We start from the raw sequence: 17,163 nt of genomic DNA, 5'->3' as shown, positions 1-17,163 counted from the left end.
CTCAGTAAAAAATCAACTTGTTTTTTTACTGATGACTGGATTAGCGTCAGCCCCATCACCCACCCGCCTGGAGAATAAAAATGACTGGCGCCACCGAACAACACCTGCGTGAAGAGCTTGCCGCCTGCTACCGGCTGATCGCGCACTTTCGCATGAGCGATTTGATCTTCACCCATATCTCGGTGCGCATTCCGGGGCCCGAACACCACTTTTTGATCAACCCCTATGGGCTGATGTTCGAGGAGATCACCGCCTCCAGCCTGGTAAAAATCGGCCTGGACGGGCGCGCGGTCGAGGCGTCGGCCCATGGCGTCAACCCGGCGGGGTTTGTGATCCACAGCGCCATTCACGGGGCTCGCGAAGACGCCCAGTGCGTGCTGCACACCCACACCCGCGCCGGCTGTGCAGTGGCGGCACTGGAATGCGGGCTGTTGCCGGTGAACCAGATTTCCATGGAGTTCTACGGCAAGGTCGCCTATCACGACTACGAAGGCGTGGCGCTGGACATGGACGAGCAACAACGCCTGGTTCGCGACCTCGGTGACAAGCCGGTGTTGATGCTGCGCAACCACGGCCTGTTGACGGTGGGGGAGACGGTCAGCCAGGCGTTCCTGCGCATGTATTACCTGGAAAAGGCCTGCGATATCCAGATCGCCGCCCAGGCCTGCGGCAAGCTGATCCTGCCGCCTGCGGCTGTGTGCGAACACACCGAGCGCCAGTTCAATGACCCGGGCCGGCCACTGGAAGAGGGTGAGCTGGCGGACCTGGATGCCATGCAGCTGGCATGGGCGGCATTGCTGCGGTTGCTGGATCGGGTGTCGCCGGGGTTCCGGGAGTGAGGTAGAGTCGTCCAGCCGACTCAACCCAAGGACACCGCCTCATGACCCAGGAATCCCGTTTCTCCCGCATGGAACCGGAGTTGCGCAAGGCCAATCTGGTCCAGGCGACATTGGCCTGCCTCAAGCGCGACGGCTTCCAGGGCGCGTCGATCCGCAAGATCAGCGCCGAAGCCGGGGTGTCGGTGGGGCTGATCAGCCATCACTACTCGGGCAAGGATGAGCTGGTGGCCGAGGCCTATCGGTCGATTACCCGGCAGGTGATGGATCTGCTGCGTGATGCCATGGCCAAGGCACCGCCCAGCCCGCGGGAGCGGCTCTCGGCGTTCTTTCGCGGCTCGTTTTCCCCTGAATTGCTGGACCCGCAACTGCTGGATGCCTGGCTGGTGTTCTGGGGCGCGGTCAAGACCGCCCCGGCGATCAATCAGGCCCACGAACACTCCTATGGCGAGTACCGCACCATCATGCGTTCGGCCCTGGTGGACATGGCTGCTGAAGAAGCCTGGGAGCGTTTCGACGCGGATTTGGCAGCGATTGCCTTGAGCGCCTTGCTCGATGGTTTGTGGCTGGAATCGGGGCTCAACCCCGGTACGTTCACCCCGGAGCAGGGCATCCAGATCTGCGAAGCGTGGGTCGATGGCTTGCAGGCTGGCGGCCGCCAGCGCTTCCGGATCAAACCCTGAACTGACGAATTCTCGCCGGCTGGACGCAATGTTCAGGCCGGCATTCCCCCTCGAAAAATATTTGCAGTTACCCGATTGCCTCCTTGCTGAACACTCGTTTAGTATCGCCCCATGTCGCACCCCTCAAGCCAATTAAAATAATTCGAGGATTCCATGACTACCGATCCGTCCGTGCTCACTCAAGTGCAAGCAGGCGTTGCCTGGATCACCCTCAATCGCGGCGCCCAGCGCAATGCCCTGGACATCCCGACCCTCAAGCACCTGCAGGCGTTGCTGGACGGTTTCAACAGCGACCCGGCCGTGCGCGTGGTGGTGCTGACCGCCAGCGGTCGCAGCTTCTGCGCCGGTGCCGACCTCGCTGAGTGGGCCGACGCCGAAGCCCGTGGCGCCCTCGAAACCTACGGCTGGACCGAAACCGCCCACGCCCTGATGACCCGCCTGCACACCCTCGATAAACCCACCATCGCCGCCATCAACGGCACGGCGGTCGGCGCCGGCATGGACCTGACCCTGTGCTGCGACCTGCGTGTGGCCGCGCAATCGGCGCGCTTCAAGGCCGGCTACACCAGCATGGCCTACTCGCCGGACGCCGGTGCCAGCTGGCACCTGCCACGCTTGATCGGCAGCGAACAGGCCAAGCGCTTGCTGTTCCTCGACGAACTGTGGAGCGCCGACCGTGCCCTGGCCGCCGGCCTGGTGGGTGAAGTCGTCGCCGATGAGCAATTGCACGCCCACGTCACCGACCTGGCCACGCGCCTCGCCAACGGCCCGACGTTCGCCTTTGCCCAAACCAAAACCCTTATCCGCGAAGGCGCCGGGCGCAGCCTGGCCGAGCAGCTCCAGGCTGAACTCGCCGCCGGTTTGCTCTGCGGGCGCAGTGCCGACGGCGCTGAAGCCCTGCGTGCCTCGATGGAGAAGCGCCCAGCGAATTTCTCCGGCAAATAGTCCCTCCTCAAAACACCCTCGAACGATCGACAGGTAGCGCCATGAATTTCCAGCCCAGCCAAGAACAAGACATGTTGGTGGACGCGGTACGCAGTTTTGTTGCCAAGGAGTTGTTGCCCCACGAGGAGGCGGTGGACCGTGCCGATGAAGTCTCGCCGGAACTTGCCGCGCAGATTCGTGACAAGGCCATCGCGGCCGGTTTCTATGCGTTTAACATGCCGGAAGAGGTCGGCGGTGGCGGCCTGGATTACCTGTCCCAGGCGTTGATCGAGCGGGAGTTGTCGAAGGTCTCCTGGGCACTGCATGTGTTTGTTGCCCGGCCGTCGAAAATCCTCATGGCCTGCACCGGTGCGCAGATTGGCGAGTACCTGTTGCCGTGTGTGCAGGGCAAGAAGATCGACTGTTTTGCCCTGACCGAACCGGGCGCCGGTTCCGACGCCAACGCGATCAAGACCCGCGCCGTGCGCAGCGGCGATGACTTTGTGCTGAACGGCAGCAAACACTTCATCAGCCACGCCGGCCACGCGGATTTCGCCATCGTGTTTGCCGTCACCGACACCTACGAACACAACGGCCGCCCGCGCAACGCCGTGACCTCCTTCCTGGTGGACCGCGGCACGCCGGGCATGACCATTCGCCGGGGCCCGAAGTGCGTCAGCAACCGTGGCTACCACACCTATGAAATGTTCTTCGACGACTGCCGCGTACCGGCCTCCAAAGTCCTCGGCGAAGTCGGCAAGGGCTGGGAAGTGGCCAACGCCTGGCTGACCGCAGGCCGGGTGATGGTGGCTGCCAACTGCGTCGGCCAGGCCCAGCGTGCGCTGGACGTTTCCCTGCAATGGGCGGCAGACCGCAAACAGTTCGGCCAGCCCATCGGCACCTATCAAGGCATCTCGTTCAAGCTCGCCGACATGGCCACGCAAATCCGCGCGGCCGAGCTGCTGACCCTGAACACCGCCTGGAAGATGGATCAGGGCACCATGACCGATGGCGAAGCCGGCATGGCCAAGCTGTTTGCCAGTGAGGTACTGGGCAAGGTCGCCGACGAGGCCGTGCAGATTTACGGTGGCATGGGCTTGATGGACGAAGGCCCGGTGGAGCGCATTTGGCGCAACGCGCGGATCGAGCGGATCTGGGAAGGCACTTCGGAAATCCAGCGCCACATTATTGCCCGCGAGCTGTTGCGGCCGCTGTTGCGCTGATCGGGTGGGAGAACGCTTATGTCCCAGGCTATTCGCGACAATCTCAAGCGCCTGCTGGCGCCCCGTCACCTGGCGTTCGTGGGTGGGCGCAGCATGGCCCGCGCCCTCAAGCGCTGCGCCGAAGGTGGTTTTGACGGCCAGATGTGGCTGGTCAACCCGCAACATGACAGCCTCGATGGCATTCCCTGCGTGCGCCGTGTGGCCGATTTGCCGTGTGGCCCGGACGCGGTGTTCATCGCCACCAATCGCGAGCTGACGTTGACCTGTGTCGCCGAACTGGCGGCCATCGGCACCGGTGGCGCCATCTGCTACGCCTCCGGGTTTGCCGAAACCGGCGCCGAGGGCCAGGCCTTGCAGCAACAACTGCTCAAGGCGGCGGGCGAGATGGCACTGCTCGGCCCCAATTGCTACGGCTTGCTGGATTACCTGCACAGCTCCGCACTGTGGCCGGTGGCCCATGGCGGCAAACCGGTAGAGAAGGGCGTTGCGGTGCTGACCCAGAGCGGCAACTTTGCCTACAACCTCTCCATGAGCGACCGTTCGCTGCCCGTGGCCTATATGGCGTCGGTGGGCAACCAGGCGCAATTGGGTGTCGCCGAGTTAATGGATGTGCTGCTGGATGAGCCGCGTGTGACGGCCATCGGCTTGCACCTGGAAGGCTTGAAGAATGTGCCTGGCTTCGCCCGCGCAGCTCACAAGGCGCTGGAAAAAGGCATTCCGATCATCGCCCTGAAAACCGGCGTGTCGCAGATCGGCGCGGAGCTGGCCCTGAGTCATACCAGTTCGTTGTCGGGCTCCGATGCGCTCTACGACAGCCTGTTTGCGCGCCTGGGTGTGATCCGGGTGAGCGGGCCGGTAAGTTTTGTCGAAACCCTGAAAGCGGCGGCCTGCGGCAATTTGCCGGCGGGCAACAGCCTGATCGCCCTGGCCTGCTCCGGTGGCGATGCCGGGTTGATTGCCGACTACGCCGAACGCAACGACCTGAGCCTGCCGAAACTCGATGAAGGCCAGCGTTCGGAGCTGGCGCAGGTACTGCCCAGTTACGCCAACCTGGTCAACCCGCTGGATTTCACCACGGCCATCTGGGGCAACCGCGACGCCCTCAACAGCATGCTCGACACGGCACTGCGCACCGACGCGGATGCGGCGATGCTGGTGCTCGACTATCCGGCGGAATATACCGGTGAACGCAAGGAATGCGACCTGTTGCTGGAGCTGTTTTGCAGCGCGCTGGCCCGTCACGGCAAGACCGGGTTTGTCACCTCGGCATTCCCCGAATTGCTGCCGGCCCACGCTCGCGAGCGCCTGCATGCCCAGGGTGTTGCGGCGTTGCAAGGCGTGGAAGACGCGCTGGCGGCCTGGGGCCGGATTGCCGACTACCAGAACAATCGTCGGGCGCTCCTGGCGCGGGGTGAGTCGATACTGGTCCCTCTGTGTCCTCAGGCGCTTGAAGCACACGGGCAGTCGCTTAACGAGTGGGATTCGAAACAGGCTTTACGTGCGTTCGGGCTGAGCACGCCGGCAGGTATCTTGAGTACACCGGAGCGAGCTATTGCCGATGCCGGCGTGCTGGGTTACCCCTTGGTGCTCAAGGCAGTCAGCGCCGACCTGCCGCATAAAACCGAAGCCGGCGCGGTGGCGCTCAACCTGCGCGACGGCCTCGCCTTGAGCGCCGCGCTAATCCAGATGCGCGAGCAAATCGCGGCCTATGCGCCGGACGTACCCTTCGATCACCTGCTGCTGGAATCCATGGCCACGCCACCATTGGCCGAACTGATTGTGGGTATCAAGCGCGAGAACGACTTCGGCCTGGCGCTGGTGATCGGCGCGGGTGGCATTCTCGTGGAATTGCTCAAGGACAGCCGCAGCCTGTTGCTGCCGACCACCGACGATGCGATCCGCAATGCCTTGCTCAGCCTGCGCAGCGCTGCATTGCTGCAAGGCTTTCGCGGGCGCGAAGTGGCCGACATGGAGGCGCTGGTGGCGGCGATTCGTGCCGTGGCCGACTACGCCTGCGCCAACGCCGGGCAGTTGCTGGAACTGGATGTAAACCCATTGCTGGTCAATGCCCGGGGCGCCACGGCGGTCGATGCATTGATCCGTCTCGCCCAGGCGTGAAGGAGATGACGATGCAAAGCAAAACCTTGACGGGCGGCCAGGCCCTGGTGCGATTGCTGGCCAACTATGGCGTCGACACCGTGTTCGGGATTCCGGGCGTGCATACGCTGGAGTTGTATCGCGGTTTGCCCGGCAGCGGCATCCGTCACGTTCTGACGCGCCATGAGCAGGGCGCCGGCTTCATGGCTGACGGTTATGCGCGGGTCAGCGGCAAGCCGGGGGTGTGTTTCATCATCACCGGGCCGGGGGTGACCAATGCGGCGACGGCCATCGGCCAGGCGTATGCCGACTCGATTCCGCTGCTGGTGATTTCCAGCGTCAACCACACCGCCAGCCTCGGCAAGGGCTGGGGTTGCCTGCATGAAACCCAGGACCAGCGGGCGATGACCGCGCCCATCACCGCGTTTTCGGCGGTGGCGTTGAGTGCCGAGGATTTGCCGGAGTTGATCGCGCGCGCCTATGCCGTGTTCGACAGTGAACGGCCACGGCCGGTGCATATTTCGGTGCCGCTGGATGTTCTGTCGGCGCCGATCAAACGGGACTGGAGCAATGAAGTGGTGCGCCGTCCCGGGCGCGGTTTGCCATCGGCTGAAAGCCTCGATCAGGCCGTGGCGAAACTGGCGGCGGCCAAGCGCCCGATGATCATCGGCGGTGGTGGTGCGTTGTTGGCCGCGCAAGCCTTGCAGCGTTTGAGCACGCAATTGGCCGCGCCGTTTTTCAGCAGTGTGGCCGGCAAGGGGTTGCTGCCGGTGGAGCATCCGCTGAATGCCGGTTCTACCCTGTGTGTGGAGCTCGGCTGGCAGTTGATCGCCGAGGCGGATGTGGTGTTGGCCATCGGTACCGAAATGGCCGATACCGACTTCTGGCGCGAACGCCTGCCGCTGAATGGCGAGTTGCTGCGAGTGGATATCGACCCGCGCAAGTTCAACGATTTCTATCCCTGCGCCGTGGCCTTGCACGGTGACGCCCAATACACCGCGCAGGCCTTGCTGGAACGCCTGCCAGCCGCGCCGCGCAACGCCGATTCAGCCACCAAAGCGGTCGCGGCATTACGCCAGGCGGTCAGCAGCGGGCATGGCCCGTTGCAGCGCATTCACCAGGCCATTCTCGACCGCGTGGCCGCCGAGTTGCCGGCCAATGCCTTCATCAGCAGTGACATGACCCAACTGGCCTACACCGGCAATTACGCCTTCCCCAGCAACGCCACCCGTAGCTGGTTGCACCCCACTGGCTACGGCACCCTGGGCTATGGCCTGCCGGCCGGTATCGGCGCCAAGTTCGGCGCGCCTGAACGGCCTGGCCTGGTGCTGGTGGGCGATGGCGGTTTTCTCTACACCGCCCAGGAACTCGCCACGGCCGTGGAAGAACTGGACAGCCCGCTGGTGGTGTTGCTGTGGAACAACGACGCCCTGGGGCAAATTCGCGACGACATGCTGAACCTGGACATCGAACCCATCGGCGTACTGCCGCGCAACCCGGACTTTGCCGCCCTGGCGCGGGCGTTCGGTTGCACGGTCAGCGAGCCACAGAACCTGGATGAGCTGCAGACGGATTTGCGTAACGGTTTCAAGCGCAACGGCGTGACCTTGATCGAGTTGAAGCATGCCTGTGTGAACCTTTAGAGGAGCAACACCATGAGCGAAAACAACAACAAAATGACTCAAGCGATGCACCGACGGGATTTCCTCAAACACAGCGCCGTCGCCGGTGCCGTGGCCGCCGCGTTTTCCATGGGCCTGCCGCTGCCGGCCTTTGCCGAAGAGGCCGTGCCCAAGCCGGGTGGCGTGCTGCGCATGGGGCTGGCCGGCGGCAGCACCACCGACTCCCGCGACCCCGGGTCCTGGGTCGACACCTTCACCTTCGTCGGCTTTTCGGCGGTGTACAACACCCTCACTGAAATTGCCGTGGACGGCAGCGCCATCCCCGAACTGGCCGAAAGTTTCGAGTCGACGCCCGACGCGCGCATCTGGACCTTCAAACTGCGCCAGGGCGTGACCTTCCACAACGGCAAAAGCCTGACCGCCGAGGACGTGGTGGCCTCGATCAACCACCACCTGGCAGCCAATTCCACCTCGGCCGCCAAAACGGTGATCGGCGATGTGGCCAGTGTCAGCGCCAAGGGCACCGATGCAGTGGTGTTCGAACTGCACTCGGGCAACGCCGATTTCGCCTACGTGGTTGCCGATTATCACCTGGTGATCATGCCCGCCAAGGACGGCGTCGCCGACTGGCAGGCCGGGGTCGGCACCAGCGGTTATCGCCTGAAAAGCTTCGAACCCGGCGTGCGCATGGATCTGGAGCGCAACCCCGATTACTGGAAACAGGGCCGCGCACATTTCGCCAGCGCCGAGTTGATCGCTATTGCCGACGGCGCGGCGCGGGTCAATGCGCTGGTCACCGGTCAAGTGGATGTGATCAACAAGGTCGACCTGAAAACCGTGGCCCTGCTCAAGCGCAACCCCACGCTGGTCATTGAAGAAACCAAGGGCGCCCAGCACTACACCTTCCCGATGTTGTGCGACAGCAACGAGTTCAAGAACAACGACATTCGCATGGCGATGAAGCACGCGATCAACCGCGAAACCCTGCTGGCCTCGGTGCTGCATGGCTATGGCCTGGTGGGCAATGACCATCCGATCCAGCCCGGCAGCCGTTTTATCAACGCCGCGCTGGAGCAGCGCACCTACGACCCGGACAAGTCGCGCTTCTACCTGCGCAAGGCCGGTGTGGAGTCGCTCAAGGTGCGCCTGCAAGCCTCGGACGCCGCCTACACCGGCGCGGTGGACGCCTCGGTGCTGTTCAAGGAACAGGCACGCCAGGCCGGGATTGATATCGACGTGGTGCGCGAGCCCGCGGACGGGTTCTTCTCCAACGTCTGGATGAAGCAGCCGTTCACCACCTCGTTCTGGTACAGCAGCCTGACCGCCGACCGTATGTTCAGCATCGGCTACGCCAAGGGCGCGGCGTGGAACGAAACCCATTGGGATAACGCCCGCTTCAACCAGTTGCTCAATGCCGCACGGGGCGAGATGAACGCGCCGGTGCGCCAGGAGATGTACAACGAAATGCAGAGCCTGTGCCGCGACGATGGCGGGGCGATTGTGCCGCTGTTTGCCAGCTCGGTGGCGGCACGCTCGAACCGCGTCAGCCATGGACCGCTGACGGCACCATATGGGGAACTGGATGGGTTGCGGCTGATCGAGCGGTGGTGGCAGGCGTGATTCTTGTGCCGGGCGCTATGGCTCAGGCAATGAAGATCAACAGTAGGAGCTGGCTTGCCAGCGATGCAGGCACCTCGGTGTCTCGGGAATATCCAGGCGACGCCATCGCCGGCAAGCCAGCTCCTACACAAGCGTGCCCGATTCAAGGAACTGCACGATGAACAGCCTATTCAAACTGGTGCTCCAACGCCTGGCCCTCGGCCTCCTGTCTTTGTTCGCCGTGTCGGTGATCATCTTCCTGGCCGTGGGCATGCTTCCCGGTGATATCGCCCAGGCCATGCTCGGCCAGTCCGCCACGCCGGAAACCGTGGCGGCCTTTCGCGCCCAACTGGGCCTGGACCTGCCGCCCCTGAGCCGGTTCGTGCAATGGCTGTTGCGCCTGCTGCACGGTGACCTCGGCGCCTCCCTGGCCAACCAGCGGCCCATCGCCGAGCTGATCGGCGCACGGTTGGGCAACACCTTGCGCCTGGCGGCACTGGCCGCGCTGGTCTCGGTGCCTTTGGCGCTGGTGCTGGGGATGCTGGCTGCGCTGTACCGCAACAGCTGGTTCGACCGACTGCTCAACACCTCGGCCCTGAGTGCGGTGTCGTTCCCCGAGTTCTTTGTCGCCTATCTGCTGATCCTGGTGTTTTCGGTCAAGCTCGGCTGGTTTCCCAGCCTGTCCAACCTGGCGCCGGACGCGTCATTTGGCACCATTCTCGAACGCTCGGTGCTGCCGGTTGCCACCCTGAGCCTGGTGGTGATCGCGCAGATGATGCGCATGACCCGCGCCTCGCTGATCAACCTGCTGGCCAGCCCGTATATCGAAATGGCCCGGCTCAAGGGCATCAGCCAGTCGCGGATTATCTGGCGCCACGCGCTGCCCAATGCGCTGGCGCCGATTGTCAACGTGATTGCCCTCAACCTGGCGTATCTGGTGGTGGGCGTGGTGGTGGTCGAAGTGGTGTTTGTGTATCCGGGGCTCGGGCAGTTGCTGGTGGACTCGGTGTCCAAGCGCGATATCCCGGTGGTGCAGGCGTGCAGCCTGATCTTCGCCGCCACCTACATCCTGCTCAACACCGGCGCCGATGTGCTGTCCATCGCCACCAACCCACGCCTGATGCATCCCAAGGGGTAGACCATGAGCCTTCTCACACAACTGGCCCGGGCGCCATTGAGCGCGAAGTTCGGCCTGCTGATCATTGTGCTGTACGTGCTGGTGGCGCTGTTTGCACCGGTGCTCGCACCCTATGGCGAAACCCAGGTGGTGGGCGAAGGGTTTGCGCCCTGGAGCGGCCAGTTTTTGCTGGGCACCGATAACCTCGGGCGGGATATGTTCAGCCGCCTGGTGTATGGCGCGCGCAACACCCTGGGCATCGCCTTCCTGACGACGGTGCTGGCGTTTTTGCTGGGTGGCTTGAGCGGCCTGGTGGCGGCAATCAAGGGTGGCTGGGTCGACCAGGGATTGTCGCGGGTGGTGGACATCCTGATGGCGATCCCGCAACTGATTTTCGCCTTGCTGATTCTCAGCGTGGTCGGCACCAACGCCACCTCCCTGGTGTTGGTAATTGCACTGCTGGACTCGACCCGGGTGTTTCGCCTGTCCCGGGCCGTGGCGATGACCGTGGTGGTGCAGGACTTCGTCGAAGCCGCGCGTTTGCGCGGGGAAGGGCTGTGGTGGCTGGTCACCCGCGAAGTGCTGCCCAACGCCGCCGCGCCATTGATTGCCGAGTTCGGCCTGCGCTTTTGCTTCGTGTTTTTGTTTATCAGCGCGTTGTCGTTTCTCGGCCTGGGGATTCAACCGCCTACCGCTGACTGGGGCAGCATGGTCCGCGACAACGCGGTGCTGATTACCTTCGGCGACATCAGCCCGTTGCTGCCGGCGCTGGCGGTGGCGTTGATCACCGTCAGCGTGAATTTTGTCGTCGACTGGATGCTGCACAAATCCAGCGGCCTGAAGGAGTGTTGAGGATGGACAAGCCATTGCTGGAAATCCGCAACCTGCAGATCGAAGGGCATTATGAAGAGGCCTGGCATCCGCTGATCAAGGGCATCGACCTGACCTTGCAGCGGGGCGAGGTGCTGGGATTGATTGGTGAATCCGGCGCGGGTAAATCAACCTTGGGCCTGGCGGCCATGGGCTTTGCCCGGGATGGTTGCCGCATCACCGGCGGCTCGGTGTGCTTTGACGGCATTCAACTGTTGCAGGCTAAGCCTGAAGCCTTGCGCAAGTTGCGGGGGCTGCGCATTGCCTACGTTGCGCAAAGTGCTGCCGCGTCGTTCAACCCGGCCCACCGGCTGATCGACCAGCATGTGGAAACCGCCGTGATCAACGGTGGCATCAGTCGTGCCGAGGCCGAGCGTGAGGCGGTGGAGTTGTACCGCGTGCTGCGCCTGCCCAATCCGGAAACCATCGGCCAGCGGTATCCCCATCAGGTGTCCGGTGGGCAACTGCAACGGGTGATGACCGCCATGGCGATGGCCTGTCACCCCGACCTGATCATCTTCGACGAACCCACCACGGCCCTCGACGTCACTACCCAGATCGAAGTGCTGGCGGCGATCCGCGATGCGGTGAAAACCTTCGGCAGCGCCGCGTTGTATATCAGCCATGACCTGGCGGTGGTTGCGCAGATGGCCGACCGCATCATGGTGCTGCGCCACGGCAAGCTGGTGGAGGAGGCCGAGACCCGCACCATGCTCAGCGCGCCGCAGCAGGACTACACCAAATCCCTTTGGGCGGTGCGCAGCTTTCGCACCGAGCCCAAGGCCTGCCCCGAGCAGCAGGTGCCTTTGCTGGAGGTGCGCGAAGTATGCGCCAGCTACGGGCATCAGCCGGTGCTGCACGACGTGTCGATGAGCCTGTATCGCGGTCAGACGCTGGCGGTGATCGGTGAGTCCGGCAGCGGCAAAAGCTCCACGGCCCGGCTGATCACCGGGCTGCTGCCAGCCACCGCCGGGCAGGTGTTGTATGACGGTGAAGCGTTGCCAGCGGACTTTCGCCGGCGCAGCAAGGAGCAGTTACGGCGGATCCAGATGATCTACCAGATCCCGGACACCGCGCTGAACCCGCGCCAACGCATCGTCGACATCATCGGCCGGCCACTGACCTTCTACCTTGGCCTCAAGGGCAAGGCCATGCGCGCCCGGGTCGCTGAATTGCTGGAGATGATCGAGCTGGACCCGGCCACGTTCATGGAGCGTCAGCCACGTGAATTGTCCGGGGGCCAGAAGCAGCGGATTTGCATTGCCCGCGCCCTGGCGGCCGACCCGCAACTGATCATCTGCGATGAAGTGACCTCCGCCCTTGATCAACTGGTGGCCGAAGGTGTGCTGAAGTTGCTCAACCGGATCCAGCAGCAGTTGGGCGTGGCCTACCTGTTTATCACCCATGACGTGGCGACCGTGCGCGCCATCGCCGACGAAGTGGTGGTGATGCAGCGGGGAAGGGTGGTGGACCAGGGCAGCCGCAGCGCGATCTTCACCCCACCGTATCAGGACTACACCGGCCTGCTGTTTTCATCGGAGCCGGAAATGGACCCCGACTGGCTCGACCATTTGCTGGCCGAACGGGCCGCGCTTACTTCTTGAGGAGTTTTTATGAAGGTGTTGATTGTGCATGCCCATCCCGAGCCGCAGTCGTTTACCGCGGCCTTGCGTGACCAGGCGATTTCCACCCTGCAGGCGCAGGGGCATGAGGTGCAGGTCAGCGATTTGTACGCGATGAACTGGAACCCGGTGGCCAGTGCCTCGGACTTCACCTCGCGGGAGAATCCCGAGTACCTGGTGTATGCGCTGGAGCAGCGACTGGGGGTGAAAAGCCAGTCCATCGCGGCGGATATTCAGCAAGAGTTGGACAAGCTGCTGTGGGCCGATCTGCTGATCCTCAACTTCCCGATCTTCTGGTTCTCGGCGCCGGCCATGCTCAAGGGCTGGATTGACCGGGTGCTGGTGTCGGGCGTGTGCTACGGCGGCAAGCGGTTTTATGACCAGGGTGGGCTCGCCGGCAAGAAAGCGCTGGTCACGGTCACCCTCGGCGGGCGCGAGCATATGTTTGGCGAGGGTGCGATTCATGGGCCTTTGGAGGACATGCTTCGACCGATTCTGCGTGGCACGCTGGCGTACGTCGGGTTTGAGGTGCTGGAGCCGTTTGTGGCGTGGCATGTGCCGTATATCAGCGCCGAGGCCCGGCAGGAATTCCTGCACAGCTACCAGCGGCGACTGGAAGGGCTGGCGGATGACCAGCCGTTGGTGTTTCCCAAATTGGAGCAGTTTGATGAGGCGCTGTATCCACTGCCCTCAACTCAGTGAATATCCAGTGTGGGAGCGGGCTTGCCCGCGATAGCGGTGCATCAGTCAGCCTATTAGGTAACTGATACACCGCTATCGCAGGCAAGCCAGCTCCCACATTTGATCTTCATTGTCCGCCGGGATTGTGTGCCCGCAACCGCTCGGCAGCACTGCGCAGCAACTGCTCGGTGCCGTCCCAGCCCAGGCAGCCGTCGGTGATCGACACGCCGTATTTCATTGACGGGCTCAACGGTTGGCAGCCTTCGAACAGGTGGCTTTCGATCATCATGCCGATCAGCGAGGTGTCGCCCTGCAAGCGTTGCTCCAGCACGTCGTTGAACACCGCCGGTTGGCGCAGCGGATCTTTGCCGCTGTTGGCGTGGCTGCAGTCGACCATGATCCGTGGTGCGACTTTGCTCTTGGCCAGGTCGGCGTGAACCTGGGCCACGCTCTGGCGATCGTAGTTCGGCCCACGGTGGCCGCCGCGCAACACCAGGTGAGTGTCGGGGTTGCCCGGGGTCTGAATGATCGCCGGATGGCCCTGGCTGTCGACACCGAAGTGGCGGTGCGGGTGAGCGGCGGAGCGCATGGCGTCACAGGCGATGGCGACGCCGCCGTCGGTGCCGTTCTTGAAGCCCACCGGCATGCCCAGGCCGCTGGCCATTTCGCGGTGGATCTGCGATTCGGTGGTGCGTGCGCCAATGGCGACCCAGCTCAGCAGGTCATCGAAGTAGCCGGCAGCCATCGGTTGCAGCAACTCGGTGGCGACCGGCAAGCCCAGGCGCAGCATTTCACGCATCAGTTCCCGGGACAGGGTCAGGCCGGCGGCCATGTCGTCGCTGCCATCCAGGCGCGGGTCGTAGGCCAGGCCTTTCCAACCGATGGTGGTGCGGGGTTTTTCGACGTAGGCGCGGATCACCAGCAGCATCTGGTCACTGACTTCATGGGCCAGTTTTTTCAGGTTGCGGGCGTATTCCATGGCCGATTCCGGGTCGTGGATCGAGCACGGGCCGACGATCACCAGCAGGCGTGAATCTTCGCCCTTAAGGATGGCGCGCACGGCTTGGCGATGGGCGTGGATTTGTTCGTTAAGGAACGGGCTCAGGGGCAGTTGGTGCTTGAGCTCCAGAGAACTGGGCAAACGCTGGGTCAGCGTTTCATTGGCGCAGGACAGGGTAGAAACAGGCAGAGCGGCGATCGAAGAGTTCATATTCTGGCTTCCTGGGCAAGCGGCGGGCTGTTCCCGCACGCTCGGCCCTACTGGGGTGTTCGACAATTGGCCGTATTGGCTACGTGTGTTGGCTTGCCACCAATAGGTGACCGATCGGAGGCGGCAGGCTGTCCCGAACGGAGCTTGCTAAATCGCCAGGCGGTGGAGGTGTCGTAGCGGTAATAAGTGGCGTAGTTCATGTCGTGAGTCCTTTAAGTGTTCGGTGTGTGGCAAAAATAATAAGGGCTGAAAAAACAAAACCCCCGGTCGGGGAGCCGACCGGGGGTTTAGATTTCTCTGGTAGGCGACCCCTTGAGTAGTGGGCGCCGATTTCAGGTATCAGGCGCGCCAGTGGCTAAACCAATACCCAAAATAAAAGCTGACCAGTGCGCTCAAACCGCTCACACGGGCAGCCACGACCGAGCGCTGGGCGCTGGCAGCAGGGCAAACCTGAGTGTGGGTGAGTTGCAACATGGTGTGTCTCCAAATGATGGGTGGAGCTTAACTGAGGCGAGTGGGCGGATTCAATCAGTAATTTCTATCGAGGTTGGGTACTTACGGCTATGACCCAAGTGTCGATATGCTGCACGGACTTCACGATGATTGCCTGGATGCGACCATGACTGCCTTGACGATTGCTGCTGCCCAAACCGTTTCCATTGCGGGCGACTTGCCCGCCAACATCGCGCATCACCTGGCATTCATGCGCATCGCAGCGGCGCACGGTGTGCAATTGCTGGTGTTTCCGGAGCTGTCCCTGACCGGCTATGAACCTACGTTGGCCGCCGGGCTGGCGATTGCGCCGCACGATGAAGTGCTGGCGCCGCTGCGGGAGATGGCGCGTGAGCTGCGCATCACCGCCGTGGTGGGCATGCCGATTCGCCAAGGGGCGGTGAGTGAGGTGTTGATCGGCGCGCTGGTGCTGGGCCAGGACGGCTCGCTGGCGGTGTACACCAAGCAGCATCTGCACCCTGGCGAAGAAGTAGCGTTTACCGCGGGGCAGGGCGGTGCGGCGCTTGAATGGGGTGGCGACCGGATCGCCCTGGCGGTATGCGCAGATTTCTCCCACGCCAGCCATCCCCGGCAGGCTGCCGAGGCGGGGGCGAATATCTACGCCGCCGGTGTGCTGATCAGCGAAGGCGGCTACGCTCCGGATACTGCCTTGCTTCAGGGCTACGCGGCCGAGCACGGGATGGTGGTACTGATGGCCAATCACGGCGGCCCATCCGGTGGCTGGACGTGCGCCGGGCGCAGCGCAATCTGGGGCGCAGATGGCGGTTTGATCGCAGCCAGCCCGGGTGTAGGCGATGTGTTGGTGATCGCACGTCGCAACACCGCCGGCCAGTGGCACGGGGAACAGGTGGTGATTTAGGGAGCGCAGGCCCATGGCGTTTCAACTGCAGGCAGCGACCAGCCAACACCTGGCCTTCGCCCGAACCCTGACCCATCAGGCCATGGGCAACTATTATCGCCAATACGATTTGTCGTGGTCTGATGCCGGGTTTGATACCGCCTGGGCCGGTCGGGAGAATTGGCTGATCTGTCGCGATAACGAGGTGCTGGGTTTTATCAGTGTCAGTCGTGACCCAAAGGCGCTGTATATCCGCGAATTGCACGTCCTTGAGGCGTTTCGTCATCAAGGGGCGGGCGGCTGGGTCATCGAGCAGATGGTGTATAAGGCGCGCGCCGAGGGGCTGGGTCTTTTACGGTTGACCGTTTTCAAGACCAATCCGGCGCGAAAGCTCTATCAGCGCAAGGGCCTGGAAATCGTGGGTGCAGAGGATTGCTTCTGGCGCATGGAGCGCGATTGCCGCCCGTGATCAGGTGCGGATTTGTCCGATTTCAGGAAAACAGGCACTTGGTTTTAATAAGCGCATACTGACTTCAGGACGTGACTTCCTGCGCCTGCCTCACGATTTCATCATCACCTGGAATAATGATGCCGTCCTTCATGCCCAACAGGACCGCCACCTTGTGGGCTTCTCCACGCCGTCCCTTTTTGCGCCCAGCGAGCACTTGATAAGTGGTTGCCGGGTCTACGCCATGTTCCCGGGCGAACGCTTGAACAGACTTACCTTGATGTTCCAGCCAGGCCTTGGCTTGTGCAGCAGTGCGAATACCGGGCATAGTTCAAAACCGTTCAAGTTTGTGTAAAACGAGATGAGTGTGTCACCTCTTGGGGTGTGCCAAATAGGATCATACATCCAAATGAGTGGAATCGGTTCCCGGTTAAGGCAAGAAAGAGAGCGACTCGGCCTGTCGCAGAAAAGTTTTGGTGAAATAGGAGGTGTAGAGGCGAACGCACAGGGTAAATATGAAAATGGCGGCCGCGCGCCCAAGGCAGATTACCTGTCTCGCGTGGCAGAAAAAGGTGTCGATATCCTGTACGTGTTAACCGGCACGCCGACGCCAACCCAACTTGAAAACCTCAGCCAGGTTGAAGAGAAAGTGCTGGGTAACTACCGGGCGATGTTCAAGGAAGACCAGGACGCAATCCATCGCTTGACCTCTACGTTGGCCGAGCATTCAGCCTTGAGCAACGGAAAAAACAGGTCCTCGGCCCAGGATTCCTGACCTTTTACCCAGGAAATCAAGCCGCGAGCCGTTCGGCGACGGTCTGTTGTGCATTGAAACTCTATATATATGACGCTTGCAGCTAGGTCTGCGCCTTGGTTTTTT

Annotated in this window: 16 protein-coding genes; 14 read left to right on the top strand and 2 right to left on the bottom strand. The window is 62.6% G+C overall.

From position 1 onward, the window contains the following. The first annotated feature begins 80 nt into the window (after positions 1-80). The 11 genes from MUM_RS0121020 to MUM_RS0120970 all read left to right on the top strand — a co-directional run bounded on the left by MUM_RS0121020 (position 81) and on the right by MUM_RS0120970 (position 13,295). Entirely contained in the window at positions 81-839 is a 759-nt protein-coding gene (locus tag MUM_RS0121020; protein ID WP_010173719.1) for a class II aldolase/adducin family protein, read from the top strand. 41 nt (positions 840-880) lie between these two features. Next, positions 881-1,519, top strand: coding sequence for a TetR family transcriptional regulator C-terminal domain-containing protein (locus MUM_RS0121015; RefSeq protein ID WP_010173716.1), 639 nt, complete (start codon positions 881-883; stop codon positions 1,517-1,519). Positions 1,520-1,672: 153 nt separating this feature from the next. Beyond that, entirely contained in the window at positions 1,673-2,464 is a 792-nt protein-coding gene (locus MUM_RS0121010) for an enoyl-CoA hydratase/isomerase family protein (RefSeq protein WP_010173714.1), read from the top strand. A gap of 41 nt (positions 2,465-2,505) precedes the next feature. Continuing rightward, positions 2,506-3,666 (top strand): acyl-CoA dehydrogenase family protein, encoded by a 1,161-nt coding sequence (locus tag MUM_RS0121005; RefSeq protein WP_010173712.1) that lies wholly within the window; start codon positions 2,506-2,508, stop codon positions 3,664-3,666. An 18-nt stretch (positions 3,667-3,684) separates the two neighbouring features. Further along, positions 3,685-5,784 (top strand): acetate--CoA ligase family protein, encoded by a 2,100-nt coding sequence (locus tag MUM_RS0121000; protein WP_010173710.1) that lies wholly within the window; start codon positions 3,685-3,687, stop codon positions 5,782-5,784. 11 nt (positions 5,785-5,795) lie between these two features. Beyond that, a complete protein-coding gene (locus MUM_RS0120995; protein ID WP_010173709.1) occupies positions 5,796-7,406 on the top strand; it encodes a 5-guanidino-2-oxopentanoate decarboxylase in 1,611 nt (536 codons plus the stop codon). Between the two features lie 12 nt (positions 7,407-7,418). After that, positions 7,419-9,005, top strand: coding sequence for an ABC transporter substrate-binding protein (locus MUM_RS0120990; protein WP_010173707.1), 1,587 nt, complete (start codon positions 7,419-7,421; stop codon positions 9,003-9,005). A gap of 157 nt (positions 9,006-9,162) precedes the next feature. Next, positions 9,163-10,122, top strand: coding sequence for an ABC transporter permease (locus MUM_RS1000000133845; RefSeq protein ID WP_010173705.1), 960 nt, complete (start codon positions 9,163-9,165; stop codon positions 10,120-10,122). A 3-nt stretch (positions 10,123-10,125) separates the two neighbouring features. Further along, positions 10,126-10,953, top strand: coding sequence for an ABC transporter permease (locus tag MUM_RS1000000133840; RefSeq protein WP_010173703.1), 828 nt, complete (start codon positions 10,126-10,128; stop codon positions 10,951-10,953). Positions 10,954-10,955: 2 nt separating this feature from the next. Beyond that, on the top strand, positions 10,956-12,575 hold the full coding sequence (locus MUM_RS0120975) for an ABC transporter ATP-binding protein (protein WP_010173701.1): 1,620 nt from the start codon (positions 10,956-10,958) through the stop codon (positions 12,573-12,575). A gap of 9 nt (positions 12,576-12,584) precedes the next feature. Beyond that, positions 12,585-13,295 (top strand): NAD(P)H-dependent oxidoreductase, encoded by a 711-nt coding sequence (locus MUM_RS0120970; RefSeq protein ID WP_010173699.1) that lies wholly within the window; start codon positions 12,585-12,587, stop codon positions 13,293-13,295. A 106-nt stretch (positions 13,296-13,401) separates the two neighbouring features. Here MUM_RS0120970 and MUM_RS0120965 read toward each other — a convergent pair whose 3' ends face one another. Beyond that, the gene (locus MUM_RS0120965; RefSeq protein WP_010173697.1) at positions 13,402-14,484 is read right to left on the bottom strand and encodes a 3-deoxy-7-phosphoheptulonate synthase; all 1,083 of its coding nucleotides are present in this window, start codon (positions 14,482-14,484) and stop codon (positions 13,402-13,404) included. A 619-nt stretch (positions 14,485-15,103) separates the two neighbouring features. Between MUM_RS0120965 and MUM_RS0120960 the strand changes: the two genes are divergently transcribed. Together MUM_RS0120960 and MUM_RS0120955 are read left to right on the top strand one after the other, a co-directional pair. Beyond that, on the top strand, positions 15,104-15,856 hold the full coding sequence (locus tag MUM_RS0120960) for a carbon-nitrogen hydrolase family protein (protein ID WP_010173695.1): 753 nt from the start codon (positions 15,104-15,106) through the stop codon (positions 15,854-15,856). Positions 15,857-15,869: 13 nt separating this feature from the next. Further along, the gene (locus tag MUM_RS0120955) at positions 15,870-16,304 is read left to right on the top strand and encodes a GNAT family N-acetyltransferase (protein WP_010173693.1); all 435 of its coding nucleotides are present in this window, start codon (positions 15,870-15,872) and stop codon (positions 16,302-16,304) included. Between the two features lie 64 nt (positions 16,305-16,368). On the opposite strand, the gene MUM_RS0120950 is transcribed toward MUM_RS0120955, so the two are convergent. Beyond that, positions 16,369-16,611 carry a DNA-binding protein gene (locus MUM_RS0120950; RefSeq protein ID WP_010173691.1) on the bottom strand — a complete coding sequence of 81 codons (243 nt, stop codon included), beginning with the start codon at positions 16,609-16,611 and terminating at the stop codon, positions 16,369-16,371. Positions 16,612-16,692: 81 nt separating this feature from the next. Here MUM_RS0120950 and MUM_RS0120945 point away from each other — a divergent pair, with 81 nt between their 5' ends. Beyond that, complete coding sequence (locus MUM_RS0120945) at positions 16,693-17,058, top strand: helix-turn-helix domain-containing protein (RefSeq protein WP_010173689.1); 366 nt, start codon at positions 16,693-16,695, stop codon at positions 17,056-17,058. Positions 17,059-17,163 lie beyond the last annotated feature (105 nt).

The organism is Pseudomonas sp. PAMC 25886 (assembly GCF_000242655.1).
Lineage (GTDB): Bacteria > Pseudomonadota > Gammaproteobacteria > Pseudomonadales > Pseudomonadaceae > Aquipseudomonas.
Note: the sequence above shows the minus strand (reverse complement) of the source record. Positions and strands in the feature narration are given on the sequence as shown.